The organism is Rathayibacter tanaceti, from assembly GCF_009834165.1.
In the GTDB taxonomy this organism is placed as follows: domain Bacteria; phylum Actinomycetota; class Actinomycetes; order Actinomycetales; family Microbacteriaceae; genus Rathayibacter; species Rathayibacter tanaceti.
In genome coordinates this window covers 3,177,548-3,200,189 of the sequence record NZ_CP047186.1, presented here as the reverse complement: position 1 = coordinate 3,200,189, position 22,642 = coordinate 3,177,548, and the positions used below count along the sequence as shown (strand labels likewise).

The following is a 22,642-nucleotide window of genomic DNA, read 5'->3' as shown; positions in this document are numbered from 1 at the left end:
TCCCCTGGCCGGTCACGCGCCCCCACTAGGATCGTGCGAATGCACAGCGTCCAGACCGCTCTCGAGACCCTTCGCACACTGGCGGGGACGCCCACTGTGGCGAGGGTGGCGGAAGCGTTCGCGGCGGAGGGCCACGAGCTCGCGCTCGTCGGCGGGCCGGTACGCGATGCGTTCCTCGGTCACGCGGTGCACGACCTCGACTTCACCACGTCGGCTCGGCCCGACGACATCCTGAGCATCGTCGCTCCGATCGCCGAGGCGCACTGGGACATCGGCCGCGCTTTCGGCACGATCGGAGCCCGGGTGGCCGGCGAGACGGTCGAGATCACCACCTACCGCAGCGACAGCTACGACGGAGTGAGCCGCAAGCCCGAGGTCGAGTTCGGCGAGTCGCTCGAGGGCGACCTGGTGCGGCGCGACTTCACCGTCAACGCCATGGCGCTCCGGCTGCCCGAGGTCGTCCTGGTCGATCCGTCCGGCGGCGTCGAGGACCTGCTCGCCGGCCGGCTGCGCACCCCCTCCGAGCCCGACCTCTCGTTCGGCGACGACCCCCTCCGGATGCTGCGGGCCGCCCGGTTCACCTCGCAGCTCGGCTTCCGCACGACCGAGGAGGTCGAGTGGGCGATGGCCGAGCTCGCCGCGCGGATCGGCGACGTCTCGGCAGAGCGGGTGCAGGAGGAGCTGAGGAAGCTGCTCGCGACCGCGTGTCCGCGTGCCGGACTCGAGCTGCTCGTCGACACCGGTCTGGCCGGTTACTTCCTCCCGGAGCTGCCCGCTCTGCGCCTCGAGCAGGACGAGCACCACCACCACAAGGACGTCTACACGCACAGCCTCACCGTGCTTGAGCAGGCGATCGCGCTCGAGCAGTCGCGGCATCCCGGAGCTGAACCGGACGTGGTGCTGCGGCTGGCCGCCCTTCTGCACGACATCGGCAAGCCGGCGACGCGGCGGCTGGAACCCGGCGGAGCGGTCAGCTTCCACCACCACGACCTCGTCGGGTCGAAGCTGGCGATCAAGCGGATGCGCGCCCTCGCGTTCGACAAGCAGTCGACTGCCGAGGTCGCACGTCTGATCGAACTGCACCTGCGGTTCTTCGGTTACACGGACGGGGCGTGGACCGACTCGGCCGTCCGCCGCTACGTGACCGATGCGGGGCCGTTGCTCGAGCGTCTGCACATCCTGACCCGCGCCGACGTCACCACCCGCAACCGGCGCAAGGCCGAGAGGCTCGCGCACGCGTACGACGACCTCGAGACGCGGATCGCGGAACTCGCCGAGAAGGAGGAGCTCGCCTCGAAGCGGCCAGACCTTGACGGCACGCGGATCATGGCGATCCTCGGCCTGCCTCCCGGCCCCGAGGTCGGAGCGGCGTACCGCTTCCTCCTGGAGCTGCGCCTGGAGGAGGGGCCGCTCGGCGAGGAGGTCGCGACGCAGCGCCTCCGCGAGTGGTGGGCGTCGCGCTGAACGGAGCCGTCGACATCGCGCCGAACGGACGCGACCGGCGCGTCGGAACCCTCCTGTTGTAGTCTGTACAGGTTGTCCACGACCAGACGCGCTCGCGTCCGCGGGAGTGGGCAGATGCTACATACCCTCCTGTCACGGAAATACCGTGGCCGTTCAGTCCGAAGGAGGTGGGTTAGTGACGCATCAGTACGAGATCATGGTCATCCTGGACCCCGAGATCGATGAGCGCACCGTCGCTCCGAGTCTCGACAAGTTCCTCAACGTCATCCGCACCGATGGTGGATCCATCGACAAGGTCGACGTCTGGGGCCGCCGTCGTCTGGCGTACGAGATCAACAAGAAGTCCGAGGGTATCTACGCCGTCGTCGACTTCACGTCGACCTCGGCCGCCGCGAACGAGCTCGACCGTCAGCTGAAGCTGTCCGAGGCCGTCATGCGCACCAAGGTGCTGCGGGCCGAAGAGGGCATCGCCCAGGTCGCGGCCGCCGCGAAGCTCGCCGACGAGAAGGCCGCCCGCAAGGCTGCCAAGGCCTCGGCCGCTCCCAAGGCCTAGCGCTCATGGCCGGCGAGACGATCATCACCGTGGTGGGGAACCTCACCGCAGACCCCGAGCTGCGCTACACGCAGGGCGGGCTCGCGGTCGCGAACTTCACCATCGCCTCCACGCCGCGCACCTTCGACCGGCAGGCGAACGACTGGAAGGACGGCGAAGCGCTGTTCCTCCGGGCCTCCGTCTGGCGCGAGTTCGCCGAGAACGTCGCGGGAACGCTGACCAAGGGGAGCCGCGTCATCGCGACCGGCCGTCTGAAGCAGCGCTCGTACGAGACGAAGGAAGGCGAGAAGCGCACCAGCATCGAGCTCGAGATCGACGAGATCGGCCCCTCGCTCCGTTACGCGACCGCTCAGGTCACGCGCACCTCCGGAGGAGGCGGACGCGGCCAGGCCGGTGGCGGTCAGGGCAACGGCGGGCAGATCGGCGGCGGTCAGGGCGGCTTCGGCGGCGGCAACCAGGGGGGCTCCGGCAACGCCGGCGGCAACCGCGGCGGCCAGGCCGAGGAGCCGTGGGCGCCCAGCGCTCCGGCCGGTGGCGACGTGTGGAGCACGCCGGGCAGCTACAACGACGAGACGCCGTTCTGAGCCTCGGCTCGGACGCTCTCCTCACCTGAATCCCGCCTCTCCCGTACCGCGACCGCTCGCGGCGGGTCGGGGGCGAACCAGAATCTAAGGAAACCACTATGGCTGGAAAGAGCAGCGGCGACCGCCGCAAGCCGATCCGCGGCAAGGGCGCGAAGAACGCGGCCCCCGCGAAGTCGGTCCGCGTGGGTGTCATCGACTACAAGGACGTCGCGACCCTCCGCAAGTTCATCTCGGAGCGCGGGAAGATCCGCGCCCGTCGTATCACCGGCGTCTCCGTTCAGGAGCAGCGCCTCATCGCCCGTGCCGTCAAGAACGCCCGCGAGATGGCGCTCCTGCCCTACGCTGGCAGCGGAAGGTAGGTAACGGTATGTCCAAGGTCATCCTGACCCACGAGGTCGACGGGCTCGGCTCTGCCGGGGACGTCGTCGACGTGAAGAACGGGTTCGCCCGCAACTACCTCATCCCGCAGGGCTTCGGCGTCGCCTGGACCCGCGGCGGCGAGAAGCAGGTCGAGCAGATCAAGTCGGCGCGAGCCGCTCGTGAGCACAAGACCATCGAGGAGGCGCAGCACACCAAGCAGGTCCTCGAGGCCAACCGGGTGAAGCTCACCGTCAAGGCCGGCAAGGACGGCCGCCTCTTCGGCTCGGTGAAGACCTCCGACATCGCGAGCGCGGTGGCGGCGGCCGGGTTCGGCGAGCTCGACAAGCGCAAGATCGTGATCGCGAACGCGATCAAGCACGTCGGCGAGCACGAGGCTGTGGTGCGTCTGCGCGACGACATCCAGGCCACCGTGAAGCTGCAGGTGGTCGCGGCCAAGTAGGGCCGCGAGAACGCCGCAGAGGGCGGTGCGACGGGACTCATCGGTCCCGCCGCACCGCCCTCTGTCGTCCCCGTTGTCCACAGCTCCATCCACATACACCCTCCGGCGCGACCAACCTTCAGCGTGCTCTTGAGACTCTTTTCCACGCACAGCTGTGGAAAGAGGAAAAAGCCAGGTCAGAGGGTCGAAAAAAGTCGCTGATCACTCGAGTTCCCACAGGGTTCTCCACATGTTGCCCACAGTGGGTCCGGCGTTTCCCCGATGTTGTGCACAGCTCTCTCCACAGGGCGGTTTGCATGCCGAGGCGAGCGGTCCGTAGGGTGGCGCAGCGCCCCGAGAGGGGAGCGGGCGGAGCGCTGCGGTGCCGCTGTCGGAGGTCGCTGCTAGACCTGGAGCCGACGCGGATCGGCCGGCCCTCACCCGCTCTGCACCCGACACGCTCACCCGCTCTGCGGGCCACCCGACAGAGGAGCCGAAGGCATGACGATCGCGCATCTGGCGGTACCCGGCTCGGACGGTCGCGGCGACCACGGCCGCGGCGAGTCGCGCGGCGAGCGGACGCCTCCGCACGACCTGCTCGCCGAGCAGTCGGCCCTCGGCGGCATGCTGCTCTCGAAGGACGCGGTCGCCGATGTCGTCGAGAGCGTCAAGGGCACCGACTTCTACATCCCGAAGCACGAGATCGTGTTCGACGCGATCCTGGCGCTCTACTCGCACGGCGAGCCGACGGACGTCATCGCGGTCACCGACGAGCTCACCAAGCAGGGCGAGCTCCAGCGGGCCGGCGGCGCCGACTACCTGCACACGCTCACCTCGATGGTCCCCACCGCTGCCAACGCCGGCTACTACGCCTCCATCGTCGCCGAGCGAGCCCTGCTGCGCCGCCTCGTCGAGGCGGGCACGCGGATCGCCCAGATGGGCTACCAGGGTGAGGGCGAGGTGCTCGACCTCGTCAACACGGCGCAGGCCGAGATCTACAACGTCACCGGGTCCGAGACGGCGGAGGACTATGTGCCGCTGACCGATGCGGTGACCGTGGCGATCGACGAGATCGAGGCGGCCGCGCACAAGGACGGTGCATTCACAGGGGTCCCCACGGGATTCGCCGACCTCGACGACCTCACCAACGGCTTCCACCCGGGTCAGATGATCATCGTCGCTGCGCGCCCCGCGCTCGGAAAGTCGACGCTCGCGCTCGACTTCGCTCGCGCTGCCGCGATCAAGCACAACATGGCGACGATCTTCTTCTCGCTCGAGATGGGGCGCAGCGAGATCGCAATGCGCCTCCTGTCGGCAGAGGCATCGGTGCCGCTGCAGCACATGCGCAAGGGCACGGTCGACCAGCGCGACTGGACGACCATCGCCTCCACCCGGGGCCGGATCAACGACGCCCCGCTGTACATCGACGACTCACCCAACCTCACGCTCGTCGAGATCCGCGCGAAGTGCCGGCGGCTCAAGCAGCGCATCGGGCTCAAGATGGTCGTCATCGACTACCTGCAGCTGATGACCTCGGGCAAGAAGGTCGAGAGCCGCCAGCAGGAGGTCTCGGAGTTCTCGCGAGCGCTCAAGCTCCTCGCCAAGGAGCTCCAGGTGCCGGTCATCGCCCTCTCGCAGCTGAACCGTGGCCCCGAGCAGCGCGCCGACAAGCTGCCCGCCATCTCCGACCTCCGCGAGTCCGGCTCGATCGAGCAGGACGCCGACATGGTGATCCTCCTGCACCGCGAGAGCGCCTACGAGAAGGACAACCCGCGCGCCGGCGAGGCCGACCTGATCGTCGCCAAGCACCGCAACGGTCCGACGCGCACCGTGACCGTGGGCTTCCACGGGCACTTCTCGCGGTTCGCGGACATCCCGGCGGTGTAGCTCCCGTGACCGATCCGGCTCCGATCGACGAGGTCCCGATCGGCGGGGAGACCATCCGCCTCGGGCAGTTCCTGAAGTTCGCGGGGATCGTCGACTCCGGTGGCGAGGTGAAGGAGGCTGTCGCGGAGGGCTGCGTGACGGTGAACGGCGTCGTGGATCGCCGTCGTGGGCGACAGCTGGTGGTCGGCGATGTCGTCGGATTCGGCGGGCGCAGGTTCAGCGTCGGCGCCTGACGCCTGGTCGTGGCTGAACAGGTGCTCGGAGCAGCCGAACTCTTCGCGATCTTCGACCGCCGCGAGTCGCGCTCGATCGAGCAGGACGCTGACACAGTGATCCTGGACACCGCGAGAGCGCCTACGAGAACGACATCCGTGCGTGCGAGGTCGACCGGATCGCTGCCGAGCCCTGCAAGGGACGGCAGGCTTGTGTCCGGTCGCGTCTCGCGGTTCGCAGCCATCCCGGCGCCTCCGCGGGAGCTCCATCAGGTTTTCGCGTGTCGGTTCGCCGCCGCGGGGGGCCCGGTGCCGCGATGTGTGCTGCGGTCCGTCAGGCGGGATCTTCGGAAGGCACGACGTAATGCGCGGTTCGGCGCTCGCCGCGGAGTTCCAAGGCTCCCGAGACGACGAGCCGTCGCAGCACGACCCGAGCTTGTTCGGGGCTCAGACGACAGAGCTCAGCAGCCTTGCTGCGAGTTATTCGACCGTAGTGCTCGGCGTAGGACACGATCAGGCGTTCTTGCTGCAGGGGATCGGTGTCCTGCAGTCGTACGTACTCACTCGACTCGGCAAGACGGTAGAACGCCGCCGTCAGGTGATTGCGGCGGTTGCGGCCAGTCCCCCGAGCCTCGGTCAGTCCGAGTTCTGCCAGTCTCGTCAGCTGGGAGCGCACCTTCGCCTCTACCTCCGAGAGGCCAGCGACGAGTTCACCCACCGATTGTGGCCCCGTCGCCTTCAATTCGTGGAGGAGACGCAACTGGAGCAGGGTCAGTGTCGTTCTCGTCGAGTCCTCGAACTCGAGGATGAATCGAACGGTCTCGATGTCGGTGTCGCTCGTCGGGACCGAGACGACGACTGATGAGGAGGTCGATCGGGAGTAGTCGGGTTCGCCGCGGCCCGCGCGGAGGACCTGTTCGAAGATCTCCCGGATGCCACGGCCCGCTCTGTCCACGATGCCGGCGCGCTTGAAGGCGTCGGCCAGGATCGGACTGCGCGGGCGTGAATCGTCGAGCAGGTTGTCGAGGGTGATCCCGCTCGGGAATCCTCCGGGACTGACGACACGGAAGGCGAGATCATCGAGTTCGACGGTGACCGGGCCGAGCAGCGAGTAATCCCGGTGGACGAGCGCGTTCGCGATCGTCTCCCGGATCACGATGTCCGGCACTCTCCTCACTCCGACACGGTGCAGTCCAACGACCACTTCCTGCTCGGAGTTGCGGGAAGCGATGAGCTCCTGCAGGTGTGCCGCCGTCTGAAGGAGCGGGCGCCGCAACGTCTCAGAAGAGGTGATCGCACGCCCGGAGAAATGGGTGAAAACTGTTTCCGCTGTAGGCACGAATCGCTCCAGAGCCTCCGCCGTGCCGAACAAGAGGATCGCGCCGAGAGTCAGATCATGACTCGGTTGCATCAGTCTCAGTGCCCGGAGGATGTCCGCATCCGTCGCAGCTGAGAGCGCGGCGTCACCTCGGCCGGTTCCGCACAGCGCTCGGAAGCGGTCGAGCTCGGCCGAGTCGATGTCGTCCCACGTGGCACCACGTGCCACCGTCGCGGCGTAGTCCCGGCCTTGGGCCGAGAGTCCGGCCGACATCATCTCGTGGAGCGGGTAGGGCGTGCACTCCGGCTCGCCCCTCGCGTCCAGGCGACGCCTGACGTACTTGCCGCTGGACGTGCCGACGGGAGCCTCGAGATCGGGGACCTCGATCACTGCAACGGGATGTCCTTCGGTCACGATGATCTCGACGCCGGTCGCTACGGGAGGATCCGTTCGATTGAGGATCATGGCCTGGAGGAGGTGCGGCTGAGTGGCTTCACCATGGCGGGGCGCGAGACCCGTCACTCGCCCGTCGTCCTCTACTCCGAGAAGGAGTGTGCCGCCGGCGCCATTCGCAAGGCACGTCACAGCCTCGACGATGGCGTCGTCGTTCAGCGCGCGTGTCCCACGCGTGAACTCGACCACGAGGGTCTCACCACCATCGATCAGCTGCTGTACTCGCTCTGGTGTCACCGGCCAAAGCTATCCAAAACTATGGCTGTATGCATCGCGTGGCGTGAAAACCTCATAAGTTTGGAATACTTTGGACGGCACAGTACTCGTGCCTGTGTCAGCAGGGAAGGATCTCCGAGGTCCGACCCGACCCGTGCAGGCGTGACAGGCTCGGACGACACGGGCGCCGAGAGCCCCCGTGCAGCCACACTTGGGCATCGCGCGATGTCCGAGTCGTGCTCGCTTCAGACACCAGGAGGAACCATGCAGGTCGGCATTCACTTCATGAACTTCACGCTGCCGGGGGGCAGCGCCGGGATCGCTCCGATCCTCGGGGCCACGGCGAGGACGGCGGAGGACGTCGGCTGCGAGTGGTTCACGCTGATGGACCACTACTTCCAGATGGAGCAGTTCGCGACGAGCGAGGACCCGATGCTCGAGGGGTACACCTCGCTCGGGTTCATCGCGGGGCGCACCGAGCGCCTCCGCCTGGGCCTGCTCGTGACCGGGGTGACCTATCGGCACCCGGGGCTGCTCGCGAAGATCGTGACGACGCTCGACGTGCTGTCGGGCGGGCGGGCGATGCTCGGCATCGGAGCGGCCTGGTACGAGCGCGAGCACCTCGGGCTCGGTGTGCCGTACCCGCCGCTGAAGGAGCGGTTCGAGCGGCTCGAGGAGACGCTGCAGATCTGCCGGCAGATGTGGAGCGACGACGACGGACCCTTCGCGGGCGAGCACTACCGCCTGGCCGAGACGCTGAACCACCCGGAGCCGATCCAGAAGCCGGGCCCGCCGATCCTGATCGGGGGCGGCGGCGAGAAGAAGACTCTGCGGCTGGTCGCCGAGTACGGCGACGCCTGCAACCTGTTCGCGACGGGACGCGACGACATCGCGCACAAGCTCGATGTTCTGCGACGCCACTGCGACGACGTCGGACGAGACTACGACTCGATCACCAAGACGATCATCGGTGGCGGCGACCCGATCGGCGACCCCGACGGGTTCGTGAGCGCGATGGAGGAGTACGCGGCGCTCGGGATCACGCTCGTCGAGCTCTCGCCGCAGGGGCCGGACCCGGAGGGCTTCGTCGCGACGCTGGGCGAGGGCGTGGTCGGGCGGCTCGCGGCCCTCGCCTGAGGTCCGCGTCTCAGGCGCACCCGCAGGTTTCGCCGAGGACCAGCGTCGTCGGCGGCACCCGCCGCTCCGGGCGTCCGCAGGGCTCGCGGCCGCCCCCGGCCGGATCGGGTCGGGCGGGCCCTTCCGCGATCCTGCTGATCCTCGAACGCCGACGCCGTCGGCAGATGAGGAGCTGATCCGCGGCTGAACGACACGGAGCGCCGGATCCCGAGGCACTCGGCGCCTCGTCGTCCCCAGCCGGATCGACGACGAGCAGACATGTTTCACGCTGCCGTAATAAACGAGCACGGCACGGAAACACGGCGCGACTATGGTCACACGCTAACCGCTGAGACCCTCCGCGCCTCCCCCCGCGCGCGACCGGTGGCGGAAGTACCCGACCCCTGGAGCACCATGTCCGCCACCCTCACCCCGCTGCGTCGCGAGCGCGCGAGGGCCCTGCTGGAGCAGCGCGGCGCGCCGGAGTCGGCCGACGCCTCCGCCTCGCGCGTCGTCGCGACGCTCGCCCGAGCTGCGTGGGCCCAGGCGGTCCTGCGGGCGACGGCTGCCGCGAGCAATCTCTCCGTCGCGCACACGCGCGTCGCGGTCATCGGCTCGGGGCCGCTGGCACGAGAGCTCGCGACCACGACCGCGGCGATGGGCGCGCGCGTCGTCGTCGTCGGCGACGACCCGGTCGAGCTCGTCGAGCTCGCGCAGGCCGGTCTCGCCGTCGCCGAGCGGAGTGGGGCACGGCTCGACGACGCCGTCCTCGCCTTCGCGACCGGCGAGCTCGACGCGCCCCTCGGCGCGCTCGAGCTCGGCACCGGAGGCGCGCTGCTCGTCGTCGACGCGTCGGAGGAGGCGCCCGCCGTGAGCGCGGACACCGATCCCTCCTCCGGTCGCCCGGGCATCGCCCGGATCGTGGGAGCCGGCCGCGAGGCGTTCCTGCTCGTGGCGCGCGAGCTGGTCGACGGCTCGACGCGGCGGACCCGCGAACAGCTCTCCTCCTCCTTCGCCCTGGCCCTCGCCCGGGCCCGCGCGGCCGACCCGGCGGCGGGCGAGGGCGAGCTCGTCGCCCGCGCCGACCGCGCCCTCGCCCTGGAGGTGCTCGCGTGACCGGGCGGATCCGCGACGCCTCGCTGTGGAACCAGGGTCAGGCCAAGATCGACTGGGCCGCGCGGTTCATGCCCGTGACCAGGGGAGTCTCGGCGCAGCTGCGCGAGAGCGGATCGATCGCAGGGCTGCGCATCGGCCTCGTGCTGGTGCTCGAGCCCAAGACCGCCACGCTCGCGCTGGAGCTCGCGGCGGCCGGCGCCGACGTCAGTGTGATGTGCGGCGCCTCCAACACGCACGACGACACGGCGGCGGCTCTCGAGCACGCCGGGGTCGCGGTGTTCGCCCGCTCGGACGCGACGACGGCCGACGACCACGCCTTCGCGCTCGCGCTGCTGGACCGCCGTCCCGACATCCTCGTCGACGACGGCTCCTCGGTCACTCGCCTCGCCCACGCCGAGCGGCCGGTGGCGTTCGAGACGCTGCGCGGGGCGACGGAGGAGACGACGAGTGGGCTCCGTCCGCTGCGGGTGATGGAGCGCGAGGGAGCGCTGCGGATCCCGGTGCTCGCCGTGAACGATGCGCGCTGCAAGACGCTCTTCGACAACCGGCACGGGACGGGGCAGTCGACGCTCCTCACGATGCTCGACCTGCTCGCCACTCCGCTCGACCGCGCGCACGTCGTCATCGCCGGCTTCGGGCCGGTCGGCCGCGGAGTCGCCCAGCACGCCCGCGCGCTCGGAGCGCGGGTGAGCGTGGCCGAGGTCGATCCGGTGCGCGCGCTGGAGGCGGTCTTCGCCGGCTACGACGTCGCTCCGCTCGAGGACGCCGCCCGCACCGCCGACCTGCTCGTCTCGGCGACCGGCATCGCGCACACCATCGACGTCGAGCACCTGCTCGCGCTGCCCGAGGGAGCTGCGGTCGCTGTCTCGGGAGGCGTCGCGCAGGAGATCGCGATCGACGAGGCCGTCGAGGCCGGCGCCGTCCGCGAGAGCATCGGCCACGCGCTCGAACGCTTCGTGCTGCCCACCGGCCGCTCGATCGTCGTCCTCGACGACGGCGGCTGCATCAACTGCACGGCGGGAGAGGGCAATCCGATCGAGATCATGGACCTCTCCTTCGGCGTGCAGGCCGCGGCGATCGACCTGCTCGCTCGGGAGGCGGAGAGCCTCGCGCCGGCGGTCCACCTGCTCCCTCCCGAGGTCGACGACCGGGTCGCGCGCGCCAAGCTCGCGGCCCTCGGCCTCTCGATCGACCGCGCCAGCCCCGCTCAGCGGGACTTCCTCGGCAGCTGGACCTCGACCGGGCGCCGCGCCGCGCCGCTCCGTGATGGAGCCCGCTCGTGACCGCGCTGCTCCGCCTGGAGGGTGTCGGCGTCACCTACCGCAGCGCCGAGCTGCCCGCGCTCGTCGAGGCGTCGTTCGAGGTGTCGAGCGGCGAGGTTGTGCTCGTCGCCGGGCCCTCCGGGTGCGGCAAGAGCACGCTGCTCCGAGTGCTCAACGGTCTCGTGCCCCGCTCGTACCGGGCGGAGGTGACCGGCCGGATCGAGGTGGAGGGTCGCGAGGCGGGACCGCTCGCCCTGCGCGACATCTCGGAGGTCGTCGGCACGCTCCTCCAGGACCCGGCGAAGCAGGTCGTCGGGCACAGTGTGCTCGCCGAGATCGCCTTCGGGCTCGAGAACCGCGGGACACCGCCGCGCGAGATCCGCGAGCGCGCGCACCGCGTCGCCGAGCGGCTCGGGCTCACCGCGCTGCTCGCGACTGCGCCGCACGAGCTCTCAGGCGGTCAGCTCCAGCTCGTCGCGTTCGCCGGGATCCTCGTGCTCGAGCCGAAGATCATCGTGATCGACGAACCGTTGGCGAACCTCGACCCGGATGCGGCCGACGTGCTACTCGCCGCGGTCCGCTCGTACGTCGACGGAGGCGGGGCGGCCGTGATCGTCGAGCACCGTGTCGACGAGGTGCTCGCGCTCGATCCCGACCGGGTGGTCTACCTCGAGGAGGGGCGTGTGGTGTACTCGGGCGGCGTCGCCGGGTTCCTCGAGGTCGCGTCGCCGGAGTCGGTGACGCTGCCGTTCTCGGCGTTGCTCGCGAGCGCGTCGGGCGAGGAGGAGGCGGTGCCCGCCGCGCCTCCGATCGCCCCGGGGGCCGCGGCCCGCCTGCACTTCGAGGGAGCCGAGCTCGGCTACGGCACACGGACCATCCTGGCCGTCGAGCGCCGCTTCGAGGCGGGGGAGCGGGTGGCCGTCCTCGGCCGCAACGGCGCGGGCAAGTCGACCCTGATGCGCGCCGCCGTCGGACTTGTCGCTCCGACCCGCGGCCGGGTACTGCTCGACGCGCGGCCCGTGCACGAGCTGAGCGCGGCCGAGCTGGTCTCGACCTGCGGCTACCTCTTCCAGAACCCCGGGCAGGCCCTGTTCAGCGAGAACGTGGCGGCCGAGCTCGCCTTCGGGCCCCGCAATCTCGGGGTTCCGGAGGAGGAGATCCCCGCGATCGCCGACGCGGCACTGCGCGCAGTCGCTCTGCACGATGTGCCGGGAATCCTTCAGCGCCCGCCGCGGACGCTCTCGTTCGGGCAGCAGCGCCGGCTCGCGGTGGCGCTGGCCCTGACCCTCCGCCCGCGCACGCTGATCCTCGACGAGCCGACCGCGGGCCAGGATCAGCGCTCGTCCCGCCACTTCCTCGACGCGGTCTGGGCGATCGAGGGCATCGACAGCGTCTACTTCATCACCCACGACATCGACATGGCGCTCTCGCGGGCCGACCGGATCGTGGTCGTCGACGGCGGCGGGATCGTGGCCGACGCGACTCCTGCCGAGATCGTGCACGACCACGGGCTGTGGCACGCGCCCGGCACCCCGGCCCACGAGCGGGCCGTGCTCCGCGAGACCGACTTCGTGCGGGCCGCGCGCAGCCACGGACCCGCGGCCGGCCGCCTCCCGCGCCCCCTCGATCTGGCCCGGCGGCTGCGCCGGGCCGAGAACACTGCTCCCCACCCCCTCGAAAGGACACACCCGTGACCACCACCGCGACCTCCGCACGGACCGGTCCCTGGACCGTCTCGTCCCGCACGATCGTGTTCGGCGCCGTCGGCGCCGCGCTCTACGGGGCCCTCGGTGCCCTGAGCTTCGTGCTGCCCGGCACCATGATCTCGATCCGACCGGCGATCGCGATCATCCCCTTCGTGGGTCTGCGGTTCGGCCCGATCGCCGGGTTCTTCACCGGTGCCGTCGGCAACGCGATCGTCGACCAGATCCTGGGCTACGGGTTCCTGACCTACTGGAACTGGAGCATCGCGAACGGACTCGTCGGCCTGCTCGCGGGACTCATCGGCTACTACGCGAAGGAGCCGCGCACGACCGGCCGCCAGGTCGTCTGGTCCGCCGCCATCGCGGTCGCCGCGGTCGTCGTCGGCCTGCTCTTCACCGTGACCGACCTGCTGCTGGGCGTCACCGTCGAGTACTGGTTCTTCGGCTCCTACCTGCTCGCGATCGTCGCCACGGGCATCACCGCGGTGATCCTCGTGCCCGTGCTCGACCGGGTCTGGAAGCCGCTCCAGAACCTCGCCGGGCGCTGACGGGCGCGCGAGATGGAGGTATCGCCTCGGTATCTCGGCGGCGACTCCTTCCTCGGTCGTCGGGACCCTCGGGTGCTCATCGTCGTCCCGGTGATGCTCGTCGTGACCGCGACGCAGGTGAAGGACCTGCGCTGGATGGCGGTGCTCACCGCGGTGGCCTTCGCCTACTACCTCAGCGCGCGGATCCCGTTCAGGGAGGTGCGCTCGAACTGGGCCGTCGTGGCCGTGTTCGTCGTCGTGTTCGCGGGCATCAACGGGATCATCGTCGGCGCGACGAGCTCGGGGGAGTCGGCGACGGGCACGACTCTGCTCACGGTGCCGCTGATCGGGCTGCCGATCACGGAGGGGGCGGTGTCGTACGCCGTCACCATGCTGCTGCGCTTCCTCGCACTGGTCGCCGTCGGCTTCCCGCTGGCCTTCGCGATCCGCCCCGGCGATCTGGCGGTCGCCTTCGCTCGCCTCGGAGTGCCGGCGCGCTTCGCCTACGGGATCGACCTGACGTTCATGTTCCTCCCGAGCGCGGCGGCCAACCTGCGGGAGACGGCGGCGGCGCAGCGGTTGCGCGGCTACGAGCGCGCCGACACCCGCAACCCGGTGCGGCGGCTGCGCGAGATCGCTCCGCTGATGGTGCCGGTGACCATCACCTCGTTCGTCGACGCGGAGGACACGGTCGACGCACTCGATCTGCGCGGCTTCGGAACCGCCAAGCGCACCTGGCTGCGTGAGATCCGCTACACCCCGGCCGACTGGACGGTGACGGCGCTCGCCGTGCTGCTGGCCGCAGCCGCCTCGGTCGCGAGCCTCGCGGGCCTCATGCCGTCGGCGTGGATACCGTGACGGGCGTCGAGGTCCACCTCGCCCCCTGGGTCGTGCCGGTGCTGGGTGAGCCGATCCGCGCGGGCGCTGTCGCTGTGCGGGGTGAGCGGATCCTCGCGGTCGGTCCGCGCGCCGAGGTGCTCGCTGAGACGGGCGGCGCGGAGCAGGTGCACGAATGGCCCGGCGTGATCGTGCCGGGCCTCGTCAACGCGCACTCGCACCTCCAGTACACCTGCATGTCGACCGTCGGCGCCGGCCGCTACCTCGGTTTCGAGGACTGGTCGCGGGCGTTCCAGGTGGTCTACGAGCAGCCGCACGACTGGCGGGCCTCGGCAGCGGACGGCCTCGCGATCGCGGTCTCGACGGGCACCACCGCCATCGCCGACATCGTGACCGACCTCGACGCGCTCGACGTGCTCGAGGCGGGACGCGTGCACGGCATCGCCTACTGGGAGCTGATGAGCCTCCTCGAGGACGACTGGCGCGGCAGCGGCCGGGCGATCACAGCCGAGCTGGTGCGCACCTCCGGGGTCGCTCGCATCGGGCTCTCGCCGCACGCCCCCTACTCGCTCGACACCCCCGTGCTCAGCGATCTGACCGGGCTCTCGCAGGAGCTCGGCGTGCGCCGGCACCTGCACCTGGCCGAGTCGGCGTGGGAGGCGGAGTACACGATGCACGGCCGCGGTGACCTGGCGGAGCAGTGGCGCCTCTGGGGCTACGACGGCTTCCACCTGCTGCGCAATGGCGGCAGCGCGCTGCGGCCCGTGGCCTACGCCGAGACCATCGGAGCGCTCGGCGAGGACGTGCACATCGCGCACGGCATCTACGTGGATGCGGAGGACCGGGCGACGCTGCGGCGGGCGGGCACCTCCGTCGCGCTCTGCCCGCGATCGAACGCGGTGATCGGGCTCGACGAGGCCCCGGTGGCCGACTACCTGCGTGAGGGCAATGCGATCTCGGTGGGCACGGACTCGCTCTCGTCCACTCCCTCGCTCGACCTGCTCGGAGACGTCGCCGAGCTGCACCGGATCGCACGGGCCCAGGGGTACACCGCGCGCGATCTGCACGCGCGGCTCCTGCACGCGGCGACGCTCGGCGGGGCGATCGCGATGGGCTCGGCGGACTCGTTCGGCGCTCTGACCGCAGGTTCCCTCGCGGACCTCGCGGTGCTCGATCTCGGCGGCTCGACCGCGCACGACGTGGTCGCTGCGATCGTCGAAAGCGGCGAGGGATCGGCCCTCGCCACGATCATCTCGGGGGAGGTCCGATGGACGCGAAGCTGACGGGCGGGCTGGTGGAGCGGCGGAGCGTGGACGGGCGCGTGCTCGAACGTGTGCGACGACCGGCGCTCGCCGCGGCGATGGGGCTGGAACCGCATCCGGAGGGTGGCTGGTACCGGCGCACATGGACCTCACCGGAGCGGTTGTCGCTCACGGGAGACGACGGAACGGTGCGGGAGCGGCCCGCGGCCACGCTGATCGTGTTCCTGCTTCCGGCGGGAGAGACGTCGGCCTGGCATCGGGTCGCCTCGCCCGAGACCTGGATCTGGAACGGGCTGGGCCGCGTGGCGGTGCAGTACGGCGGAGTCGGCGACCGGCCCGTGGACGCCGAGACGGTGCTGCTCGGGTCGCCGGTCGACGGCCTCGCGGTGCAGGCACTCGTGCCGGGAGACGTGTGGCAGCGGACGCTGCCGTCGGCGGAGGACGCGGTGGTGAGCTGCTTGGTGTCGCCGGGGTTCGACTTCGCGGACTTCTCGATGCCGGAGGCGTGAGGGGCTGTGGCGACGCCCCCACGACGAAGGCTGAGCGGCCCGAATCCCACCCCCTAGGGGCGGGCCGGGCCGCTCAGCCTTCGTTGCGCGGTCAGACGCCGCGGCTTGCCCAGACCGGGCGGCCGAGTCCGTCGTACTCGACCAGGTTGCCGTCGTCCTGCATCACGAGGCGGAAGGGCTGGACCTGACCGTTCGGGCCGGAGGAGAAGGTCGTCTTGGGTCCGTTGCCCCAGATGCCCTCGCCCTCGCCCGAGCCGGGCGCGTAGACGACGAGGTCGCCGAAGAGATCCAGCGCGATGACGCTGTCCGGCACCGAGGTGCCCGTGAACCAGTCGGCACCGCGGGCGCCGTAGACGACGAAGTTGCCGTCGTACTGCATCTCGGCGCGCCATGCGCCGCTGGCCGAGGTGAGCTGCTCACCCGCAACAAGGGAGTCCTCCTGCTGCAGGGTGTCGCGTCGGAGCTGACCGCTGCTGCTCCAGAGCGGCTCCGTCTGGCTCCCCCCGATGACGAGGACTCCGCGCGGGGTGAGAGTCATCTGGGCGCCGGGGTTGCCGGCCGTTCCTGACGACCACTTCACCGAGCCGTCGGCGCCGTAGATCACGGCGTTGCCGTCGCGCTGCATCTCGAGCCGGTTTCCGGCGCCCGTCGTCTCCGTCGACCACTGCGGCTGGCCGGAGGTGTAGATCACGAAGTTGCCGTCGGACTGCATCGTCGCACGGCTCGCGTCTGCGGTCAGCTGCTGCCCGGCGGTCAGCGACTGTCCGGGTTCGAGGACGACGACATCGGGTGCAGTGATGCGGCTGTTCACGCTGCTCGCCCACGCGGGCGAGCCGCTAGCGCGGTAGACGACGAGGTTGCCGTCGTCCTGGATCCGGAGAACGGAACCGGGCTCGCCGTCGGTGCCGGTCGACCAGACCGGGCGGTTCGCGGCGTCGTAGACGACGACGTTCCCGTCCGTCTGCACGACCAGGCGATCACCGCGGCCCTGCGTCCCCGTGTTCCAGCCGCCGCGGACAGCGCCGGAGGAGTAGACCACGGCGTTCCCATCGTCCTGCATGCGGAAGGTGGCCGTGGCGGACTGGATCGACTGCCCCCGCTTGAGCTCCTCGCCGCCGACCAGGACGTTCGAGGACGCCGCGGTGGGCTGAGCTGACGAGTCCTGAGCAGACGTCGTCGGAGCGATGTCCTGCGCGAACGCGCTGGGCGAGCCCAGGAGCAGGACGCCCGTCATCGCGATCGCAGCGAGCCCTGTGGCGAACGGACGGGAGGGGGGAGGTGTCATGGAGGTTCTCTTTCGAATGGTGGTGAGTCGTCATCGGGCGTCTCCGAGTGCCGATCGGCAGTCGTCTCGCCTCTCGTGGCGACCGCTGGCGATCAGCCAGGGTCACGCCCTCGAGATTTTTACCAGAACGGAGCCTGCCTCACTATTCGTTCCGATACCGATCACATCTCGAAGTGGCGGGGATCGAATCCCGTCGCCCGCCGCGGCACACCTCCTGCTCGTCGCGTAGGGAGCCCCTATGCCGTGATGCGGGCGTTCGACAGCGCGAGCAGCCTCACCGAGCGCAGGCGCGCCTCCGTCTGCAGCGATGCGTGCGCGACGATGACCTCGTCGGCATCGGCCGAGCGGGCGAAGCCGGTGACGTAGTCGGCGACCTGGTCGCCGGTGCCGACGCCGGTGTAGTGGGTCATGCTCGCGACGTGCGCGCCGATCGGGGCGCTGAGCAGGGCATCGAGCTCCTCGTCGTCGAAGGTGCGGTCGAGCGGGATCTGCCCGCTCTGGCGCAGCAGCATCATCAGGCGGGCCCGCTTCATCTGCGCGAACTGCTCGCGCGCGTCCTCCTCGGTGTCCGAGGCGATGGCGTTCACTCCGGCGATCACGTGGGGGGCGTCGAGCTGCTCGGAGGGGCGGAAGCCGCGCCGGTACTCGGCGACGGCCTGGTGCAGCGCCTCCGGGGCGAAGTGCGAGGCGAAGGCGTAGGGCAGGCCGAGCGAGGCGGCGAGCTGCGCGCCGAACAGCGACGAACCGAGGATGTACAGCGGCACGCCGGTGCCCGCGCCGGGGGTGGCGCTGACGCCGGGGACGCGCGACCGCCCGGCCAGGAACGCCTGCAGCTCGAGCACGTCCTGCGGGAAGCGGTCCGACGACTCCGGATCGCGGCGCAGCGCGCGGAAGGTGGCCTGGTCGCTTCCGGGAGCGCGGCCCAGCCCGAGATCGATGCGTCCCGGATGCAGGCTCTCGAGGGTGCCGAACTGCTCGGCGATCGTGAGCGGTGAGTGGTTCGGGAGCATGACGCCACCGGAGCCGAGGCGGATGGTCGACGTCTGCGAGGCGACGTGGGCGATCAGCACCGAGGTCGCGCTGGAGGCGATGCTGGCCATGTTGTGGTGCTCGGCGTACCAGACCCGGCGGTAGCCGGCGCGCTCCGCCTCCTGCGCCAGGGCGACCGACGCCGCGAAGCTCTCGCGGGCGGTCTCTCCGGGGGCGATGGGGGCGAGGTCGAGGATCGAGAGGGGAACGCTCATGCAGGGGTGAACGTTCGCGGAGGCCGCGGTGTTCCCGTGGCGGACGCCTTCCTCACGCTTCGGGGATGTCGCGGCCGTAGGCCTCCAGCGTGACGGCCTCGGGGTCCGGCCCGCCGCGCACGCCGGCCTCGAGGGCGTCGATGCGGGCGAGCTCCGAGCCGGAGAGCGCGAAGTCGAAGACGTCGATGTTCTCGGCGATCCGCTCGGGTCTGGTCGACTTCGGGATGACCTGGCGGCCCTCCTGCAGGTGCCAGCGCAGCATAACCTGCGCCGCCGTCTTGCCGTGTGCGGCGCCGAGCTCGAGGAGCACCGGGTCGTCGAAGCTGCGGCGAGGGGAGTCGCGGTAGGCGGTGATCCCGCCGATCGGCGACCAGGCCTGAGTGAGGATGTCGTTCTCGCAGCCGAAGCGCTCGACGCGCCGCTGCTGGAAGTACGGGTGCACCTCGAGCTGGTTCACCGCGGGGACGACGTCGGTCTCGGCGATCACTCGGGTGAGGTGCTCGACCAGGAAGTTGCTCACTCCGATCGCCCGCACCCGCCCGTCGGCGAGCAGCCGCTCGAGCGCCCGGTAGGCGTCGAGGGTGCGCTCGAAGGCGCCCGGCAGGGCCTGGTGAAGGATCAGCAGGTCGATCCGTTCGACGCCGAGCTTGCCGGCGCTCTTGTCGAAGGCGTGCAGCGTCTCGGCGTAGCCGTAGTCGCTGATCCACACCTTCGTCTCAAGGAACACGTCGTCGCGGCCGGCGATCGCCTCGCCGACCTCGCGCTCGTTTCCGTAGGCGGCCGCCGTGTCGATGTGCCGGTAGCCCGCGTCGAGCGCGGCGGTGACGGCGGCGCGGGTCTCGTCGGGCGGAGTCTGGAAGACGCCGAGTCCGAGGGCGGGGATCTCGACACCGTTGTGGAGAGTGAACGTGTTCATGGGGCCACGCTACGTCCGCGGGCGCCGAGTCGCCCGAGAATTGCGGCGGGGCTCCGGCGGCGGCCGGATCGTCCGGTCTAGCGTGACGGGATGCATCCGAAGCGGGAGTCGACGACCGTCGAGCGTTCCGCGCTCGTCCGCCATGCTCGCGGGTTCCTGGTGACCCCGCTGGAGAGCGGCCGTGGTGAGGCCTGAAGCGGGGGCCGAGTGCCCCGGCCTCGATGAGCTGGCCCGGCGCGCCCTCGCGCTGACCGGGCCGGGCCGCCGCGCGATCGTCGCGATCGCAGGCAGCCCCGGAGCCGGCAAGACCACGCTCGCCCGCGCCGTCGTCGCCCGGGCGAACGAACTCGCGGAGGAGGGGACCGCCACCGTCGTGCCGATGGACGGCTTCCACCTCGCCAACGCGATGCTGGACGAGCTCGGCCGCCGCGACCGCAAGGGCGCGCTCGACACCTTCGACGGCTGGGGCTTCCTCGCTCTGGTCCGGCGGCTCCGGATCGAGACCGACCATGTCGTCTATGCGCCGACCTTCGAGCGCACGGTCGATGAGGGAGTGGCGGGGGCGCTCGCCGTGCACCCCGCCGCCTCGCTCGTGGTGCTGGAGGGCAACTACCTCCTCGTCGATGAGGGTCCGTGGGCGCTGCTGCGCGCCGAGTTCGACGAGGCCTGGTTCTGCGCGACGCCCGAGACCGAGCGCTTCGAGCGCCTCGTCGACCGGCACGTCTCCTTCGGCCGGGCCCCGGAGGCGGCGTCCGCCTGGGCCTCCGAGGTCGACGGCGCGAACGCGGTGCTGATCGAGGCGACCCGCGGGCGGGCCGACCTGATCGTGTCGGGAACGGCGGCGGGAGTCGTCTGACGCTCGACGTCGGCTTCACGAGGGCCTCGTCCACGACGTGGAGGAGGTTTCTCATCCGATGACCTGCCCGTGCGCGCCGTGCCCCGCGGACGGTGCCCCGGGGAGCCGCCGCTGAGGACGGAATATGGTCCCGCGCTCGTCCGCTCACAACTGTCGCGTGGTGGAGTCTCGTGTGCATCGCCAGGAGCACCTCCGATTGCCCGAGTGGTTTTCTTCTCCAGCACAGTTCTTCCTGAGGTAGATAGTGCAGTCGTTCTTCAGATCTCCCGGAACTCCGCGATGTGCTCGCTCGACGGGGGATCGGAAGATCTCCAGGAGGGGAAAGGATAAGTCGATGACGCAGAGGTCGGTCGCCGGCGTTTCGAGTAAGAATGCCGCACTCATCACGCTCATCATCGCTACCTTCGTGCTCGTCGGGAGCATCTTCTTGACGACCTCGGGCGATGTCCCGCTCGGTGCCGTCGCCGCGGTGGTGGGCATAGCGCTGCTGATCGCCGGGTTCATGCAGATGTCGAGGACACGCTCCCAGCGGTAGTCGGCGCGGCGCATCCGGCTCCGGGCGCACTGATGTCTGTCGTTCTCGTGAGCGTTGGCAAGCGTTCCGCCTGCTGTTCGGCGAACCCGCGTCCACCGCGCCGGTACCGCGTGATCGCGCCGATGCTCTCCAGCCGTTCGAGAGCCAGAGAGGCGGTCGAGGTCGGCGCGCCCGCGTCGGAGGCGATGTCACCGACGTTGTTCCAACGCCGACGCCCCTCGAGCGCCTGGTCGGCCAGGGTGCGCCACGCCAGTTCGTTGCCCTTCACGCGCGGCGTCCTTCCGCAGGTTTTCCTGTACTCGAGGTTCCAGTAAATCCTGCAACCGCGATGCCAGGATGTCCTGAAGACCCCCCGCGCCCCCGGGGACAGCAGTGGCTGGAGCCTGAAAAGGGGGTCGGCGCGGGGATCGCGACGCGCGGTCCGTCGAACCGCGTCGTCGCCACCGCATCCCGATCGGTCACGAGGAGCCCTGCCACTCCGGGCGCGCTTCCTCAACCCCTCCGTGCTCCCGGCCGGAGGCCCGGGCCCGTCGCGTACCGTGATTGCCGAGTCACGACGCCCACGAGGGAGACACCATGACGGAGCAGATCGGAATCCCCGAGGCCACGGCGCTGGGGAGCGAGCAGCGGAGCATCGCGATCCTCGGGGCGGGCGGCGACCTCACCGAGCGGCTGCTGCTGCCGGGCCTGGGCCGGGTGGCCGAGCTCGCGCGTGATCTCGAGCTGACGATGATCGGGGCGGCGCGCACGCCGCAGAGCGACGAGGAGTGGCAGGGGCTCGTCCGCCGCAGCCTCGAGGAGGCGGGAGTCGCCGCGCACACGGTCGAGGCGCTCGCGTCGCGGGCGCGCTTCGTCGCCACTGACGCCTCCGACCCGGAGCAGCTGAAGGCCCTCCTCGACGCGTGCCCGTCGACTCCGGTGCTCTACGTTGCTCTGCCGCCGGCGATGGGGCACGTGGTGGCCGCGTCGCTCGCCGAGCTCGACCTGCCCGAGGAGCTGGTGGTCGCGATCGAGAAGCCGTTCGGCGAGGACCTCGACGACGCGATCGCTCTTAACGCGGCGTTCGCGAGGGTCCTCCCCGAGAGACGCCTCTGGCGCATCGACCACTTCCTCGGCAACGCGACCGTGCTGGGCATGCTGGGCCTGCGCTTCGGGAACCGCCTGCTCGAGGCGAGCTGGAGTGCCGAGCAGATCGAGAAGGTCGAGATCGTCTACGACGAGACGCTCGGGATCGAGGGGCGTGCGGCCTTCTACGAGAAGACCGGCGCGCTGCGCGACATGCTGCAGAGTCACCTCCTGATGGTGCTCGCGCTGACCGCGATGGAGCGCCCCGACGAGGTCACCCCGGAGGAGGTCCACGCGCGGATGGCCGAGGTGCTCGGCACCGTGCGGCTCTGGCGGGACGACCCCTCCTCCGCTCGCCGCGCCCGCTACACCGAGGGGCGCGTCGACGGCCGCTTCCTCCCCTCCTACGCGGACGAGCCCGATGTCGACTCCGAGACCGGCACCGAGACGCTCGCGCAGCTGCTGCTCCAGGTCGACACCCCGCGCTGGGCGGGCGTCCCGTTCGTCCTGCGCTCCGGCAAGGGGATCGGCGACCCGCGCCAGGAGGTGGCGATCCACTTCCGGGCGGCCACGCCGCCGCGCGGACTCCGCGGGGCCGAGGCGGGAACGGTCCTTCGGATCGGCCTCACCGCCGGCGACGTGCAGTTGGATGTCGTCGTGAACAGCGCCGATGAGCTGACCGACCTTGAGCGCACCACTCTGGCGGCCGAGCCCGGCGCGGCCACGCTGGACCCCTACGCGCAGGTCCTCGCCGGCCTCCTGCAGGGCGACACCCTGCTCTCGGTCCCGGGCGATGTGGCTGAGCAGTGCTGGCGCATTGTGAGTCCGGTGCTCGCGCACTGGGCCGGCGGTGATGCTCCGCTGGACGAGTATGAGGCGGGGACCGCTGGGCCGGAGGGGTGGTGAGGAGCGGTCCAGCGACG

The 22,642-nt window shown here is 70.5% G+C and carries 23 protein-coding genes and 1 pseudogene; 18 read left to right on the top strand and 6 right to left on the bottom strand.

The features are described from left to right. Positions 1 to 39: 39 nt before the first annotated feature. From GSU10_RS15160 to GSU10_RS15130, 7 genes are all read left to right on the top strand, one after another. Positions 40 to 1,464, top strand: a complete 1,425-nt coding sequence (locus GSU10_RS15160; RefSeq protein WP_068207799.1) for a CCA tRNA nucleotidyltransferase — start codon at positions 40 to 42, stop codon at positions 1,462 to 1,464. A gap of 175 nt (positions 1,465 to 1,639) precedes the next feature. Next, entirely contained in the window at positions 1,640 to 2,017 is a 378-nt protein-coding gene (rpsF, locus tag GSU10_RS15155; protein WP_068207796.1) for a 30S ribosomal protein S6, read from the top strand. A 5-nt stretch (positions 2,018 to 2,022) separates the two neighbouring features. Next, positions 2,023 to 2,601, top strand: coding sequence for a single-stranded DNA-binding protein (locus GSU10_RS15150; RefSeq protein ID WP_132504597.1), 579 nt, complete (start codon positions 2,023 to 2,025; stop codon positions 2,599 to 2,601). 98 nt (positions 2,602 to 2,699) lie between these two features. Further along, complete coding sequence (gene rpsR, locus GSU10_RS15145; RefSeq protein ID WP_055784551.1) at positions 2,700 to 2,960, top strand: 30S ribosomal protein S18; 261 nt, start codon at positions 2,700 to 2,702, stop codon at positions 2,958 to 2,960. Between the two features lie 8 nt (positions 2,961 to 2,968). Next, entirely contained in the window at positions 2,969 to 3,421 is a 453-nt protein-coding gene (gene rplI, locus GSU10_RS15140; RefSeq protein WP_068207790.1) for a 50S ribosomal protein L9, read from the top strand. A gap of 480 nt (positions 3,422 to 3,901) precedes the next feature. Next, the gene (gene dnaB / locus GSU10_RS15135; RefSeq protein ID WP_068207787.1) at positions 3,902 to 5,287 is read left to right on the top strand and encodes a replicative DNA helicase; all 1,386 of its coding nucleotides are present in this window, start codon (positions 3,902 to 3,904) and stop codon (positions 5,285 to 5,287) included. 5 nt (positions 5,288 to 5,292) lie between these two features. Further along, entirely contained in the window at positions 5,293 to 5,520 is a 228-nt protein-coding gene (locus GSU10_RS15130) for an RNA-binding S4 domain-containing protein (protein ID WP_068207786.1), read from the top strand. 313 nt (positions 5,521 to 5,833) lie between these two features. On the opposite strand, the gene GSU10_RS15575 is transcribed toward GSU10_RS15130, so the two are convergent. Then, positions 5,834 to 6,871 (bottom strand): ATP-binding protein, encoded by a 1,038-nt coding sequence (locus GSU10_RS15575; protein ID WP_244311490.1) that lies wholly within the window; start codon positions 6,869 to 6,871, stop codon positions 5,834 to 5,836. Positions 6,872 to 7,204: 333 nt separating this feature from the next. Next, positions 7,205 to 7,459, bottom strand: a pseudogene (locus GSU10_RS15570) (AlbA family DNA-binding domain-containing protein); the annotation flags it as partial. 291 nt (positions 7,460 to 7,750) lie between these two features. On the opposite strand from GSU10_RS15570, the gene GSU10_RS15120 reads away from it, so the two are divergent. The 8 genes from GSU10_RS15120 (at position 7,751) to GSU10_RS15085 (ending at position 15,818) form a co-directional block, all read left to right on the top strand. Then, on the top strand, positions 7,751 to 8,623 hold the full coding sequence (locus GSU10_RS15120; RefSeq protein ID WP_068207783.1) for an LLM class F420-dependent oxidoreductase: 873 nt from the start codon (positions 7,751 to 7,753) through the stop codon (positions 8,621 to 8,623). A gap of 393 nt (positions 8,624 to 9,016) precedes the next feature. After that, the gene (locus GSU10_RS15115) at positions 9,017 to 9,718 is read left to right on the top strand and encodes an MDR/zinc-dependent alcohol dehydrogenase-like family protein (RefSeq protein ID WP_158286081.1); all 702 of its coding nucleotides are present in this window, start codon (positions 9,017 to 9,019) and stop codon (positions 9,716 to 9,718) included. Further along, positions 9,715 to 11,001, top strand: coding sequence for an adenosylhomocysteinase (locus GSU10_RS15110; RefSeq protein WP_158286080.1), 1,287 nt, complete (start codon positions 9,715 to 9,717; stop codon positions 10,999 to 11,001). Before GSU10_RS15115 ends, GSU10_RS15110 begins: the two co-directional genes overlap by 4 nt. After that, positions 10,998 to 12,674, top strand: a complete 1,677-nt coding sequence (locus GSU10_RS15105; protein WP_132504593.1) for an ABC transporter ATP-binding protein — start codon at positions 10,998 to 11,000, stop codon at positions 12,672 to 12,674. Before GSU10_RS15110 ends, GSU10_RS15105 begins: the two co-directional genes overlap by 4 nt. Next, positions 12,671 to 13,231 (top strand): ECF transporter S component, encoded by a 561-nt coding sequence (locus GSU10_RS15100; RefSeq protein ID WP_068210659.1) that lies wholly within the window; start codon positions 12,671 to 12,673, stop codon positions 13,229 to 13,231. Before GSU10_RS15105 ends, GSU10_RS15100 begins: the two co-directional genes overlap by 4 nt. Positions 13,232 to 13,303: 72 nt before the next feature. Further along, positions 13,304 to 14,068, top strand: coding sequence for an energy-coupling factor transporter transmembrane component T family protein (locus tag GSU10_RS15095; RefSeq protein WP_068210657.1), 765 nt, complete (start codon positions 13,304 to 13,306; stop codon positions 14,066 to 14,068). Beyond that, positions 14,056 to 15,330 (top strand): amidohydrolase family protein, encoded by a 1,275-nt coding sequence (locus GSU10_RS15090; protein WP_236713598.1) that lies wholly within the window; start codon positions 14,056 to 14,058, stop codon positions 15,328 to 15,330. Before GSU10_RS15095 ends, GSU10_RS15090 begins: the two co-directional genes overlap by 13 nt. Then, a complete protein-coding gene (locus GSU10_RS15085; protein ID WP_082845101.1) occupies positions 15,315 to 15,818 on the top strand; it encodes a cupin domain-containing protein in 504 nt (167 codons plus the stop codon). The genes GSU10_RS15090 and GSU10_RS15085 overlap by 16 nt, the downstream gene beginning before the upstream one ends. Before the next feature lie 91 nt (positions 15,819 to 15,909). Here GSU10_RS15085 and GSU10_RS15080 read toward each other — a convergent pair whose 3' ends face one another. The 3 genes from GSU10_RS15080 to GSU10_RS15070 all read right to left on the bottom strand — a co-directional run bounded on the left by GSU10_RS15080 (position 15,910) and on the right by GSU10_RS15070 (position 19,263). Then, positions 15,910 to 17,103: a hypothetical protein gene (locus tag GSU10_RS15080; RefSeq protein WP_068210651.1), complete on the bottom strand. Its 1,194-nt coding sequence runs from the start codon at positions 17,101 to 17,103 to the stop codon at positions 15,910 to 15,912. A 236-nt stretch (positions 17,104 to 17,339) separates the two neighbouring features. After that, the gene (locus GSU10_RS15075; RefSeq protein ID WP_068210649.1) at positions 17,340 to 18,347 is read right to left on the bottom strand and encodes an LLM class flavin-dependent oxidoreductase; all 1,008 of its coding nucleotides are present in this window, start codon (positions 18,345 to 18,347) and stop codon (positions 17,340 to 17,342) included. Between the two features lie 52 nt (positions 18,348 to 18,399). Then, positions 18,400 to 19,263 carry an aldo/keto reductase gene (locus tag GSU10_RS15070; RefSeq protein WP_068210646.1) on the bottom strand — a complete coding sequence of 288 codons (864 nt, stop codon included), beginning with the start codon at positions 19,261 to 19,263 and terminating at the stop codon, positions 18,400 to 18,402. Between the two features lie 181 nt (positions 19,264 to 19,444). On the opposite strand from GSU10_RS15070, the gene GSU10_RS15065 reads away from it, so the two are divergent. Beyond that, positions 19,445 to 20,119, top strand: coding sequence for a nucleoside/nucleotide kinase family protein (locus GSU10_RS15065; protein WP_068210643.1), 675 nt, complete (start codon positions 19,445 to 19,447; stop codon positions 20,117 to 20,119). 334 nt (positions 20,120 to 20,453) lie between these two features. After that, complete coding sequence (locus GSU10_RS15060) at positions 20,454 to 20,654, top strand: hypothetical protein (protein WP_068210640.1); 201 nt, start codon at positions 20,454 to 20,456, stop codon at positions 20,652 to 20,654. Here GSU10_RS15060 and GSU10_RS15055 read toward each other — a convergent pair. Beyond that, a complete protein-coding gene (locus GSU10_RS15055) occupies positions 20,620 to 20,922 on the bottom strand; it encodes a hypothetical protein (protein ID WP_132504591.1) in 303 nt (100 codons plus the stop codon). The genes GSU10_RS15060 and GSU10_RS15055 overlap by 35 nt on opposite strands. A 308-nt stretch (positions 20,923 to 21,230) precedes the next feature. Between GSU10_RS15055 and GSU10_RS15050 the strand changes: the two genes are divergently transcribed. Next, the gene (locus GSU10_RS15050) at positions 21,231 to 22,625 is read left to right on the top strand and encodes a glucose-6-phosphate dehydrogenase (protein WP_082845100.1); all 1,395 of its coding nucleotides are present in this window, start codon (positions 21,231 to 21,233) and stop codon (positions 22,623 to 22,625) included. The last annotated feature ends 17 nt before the right edge of the window (positions 22,626 to 22,642 follow it).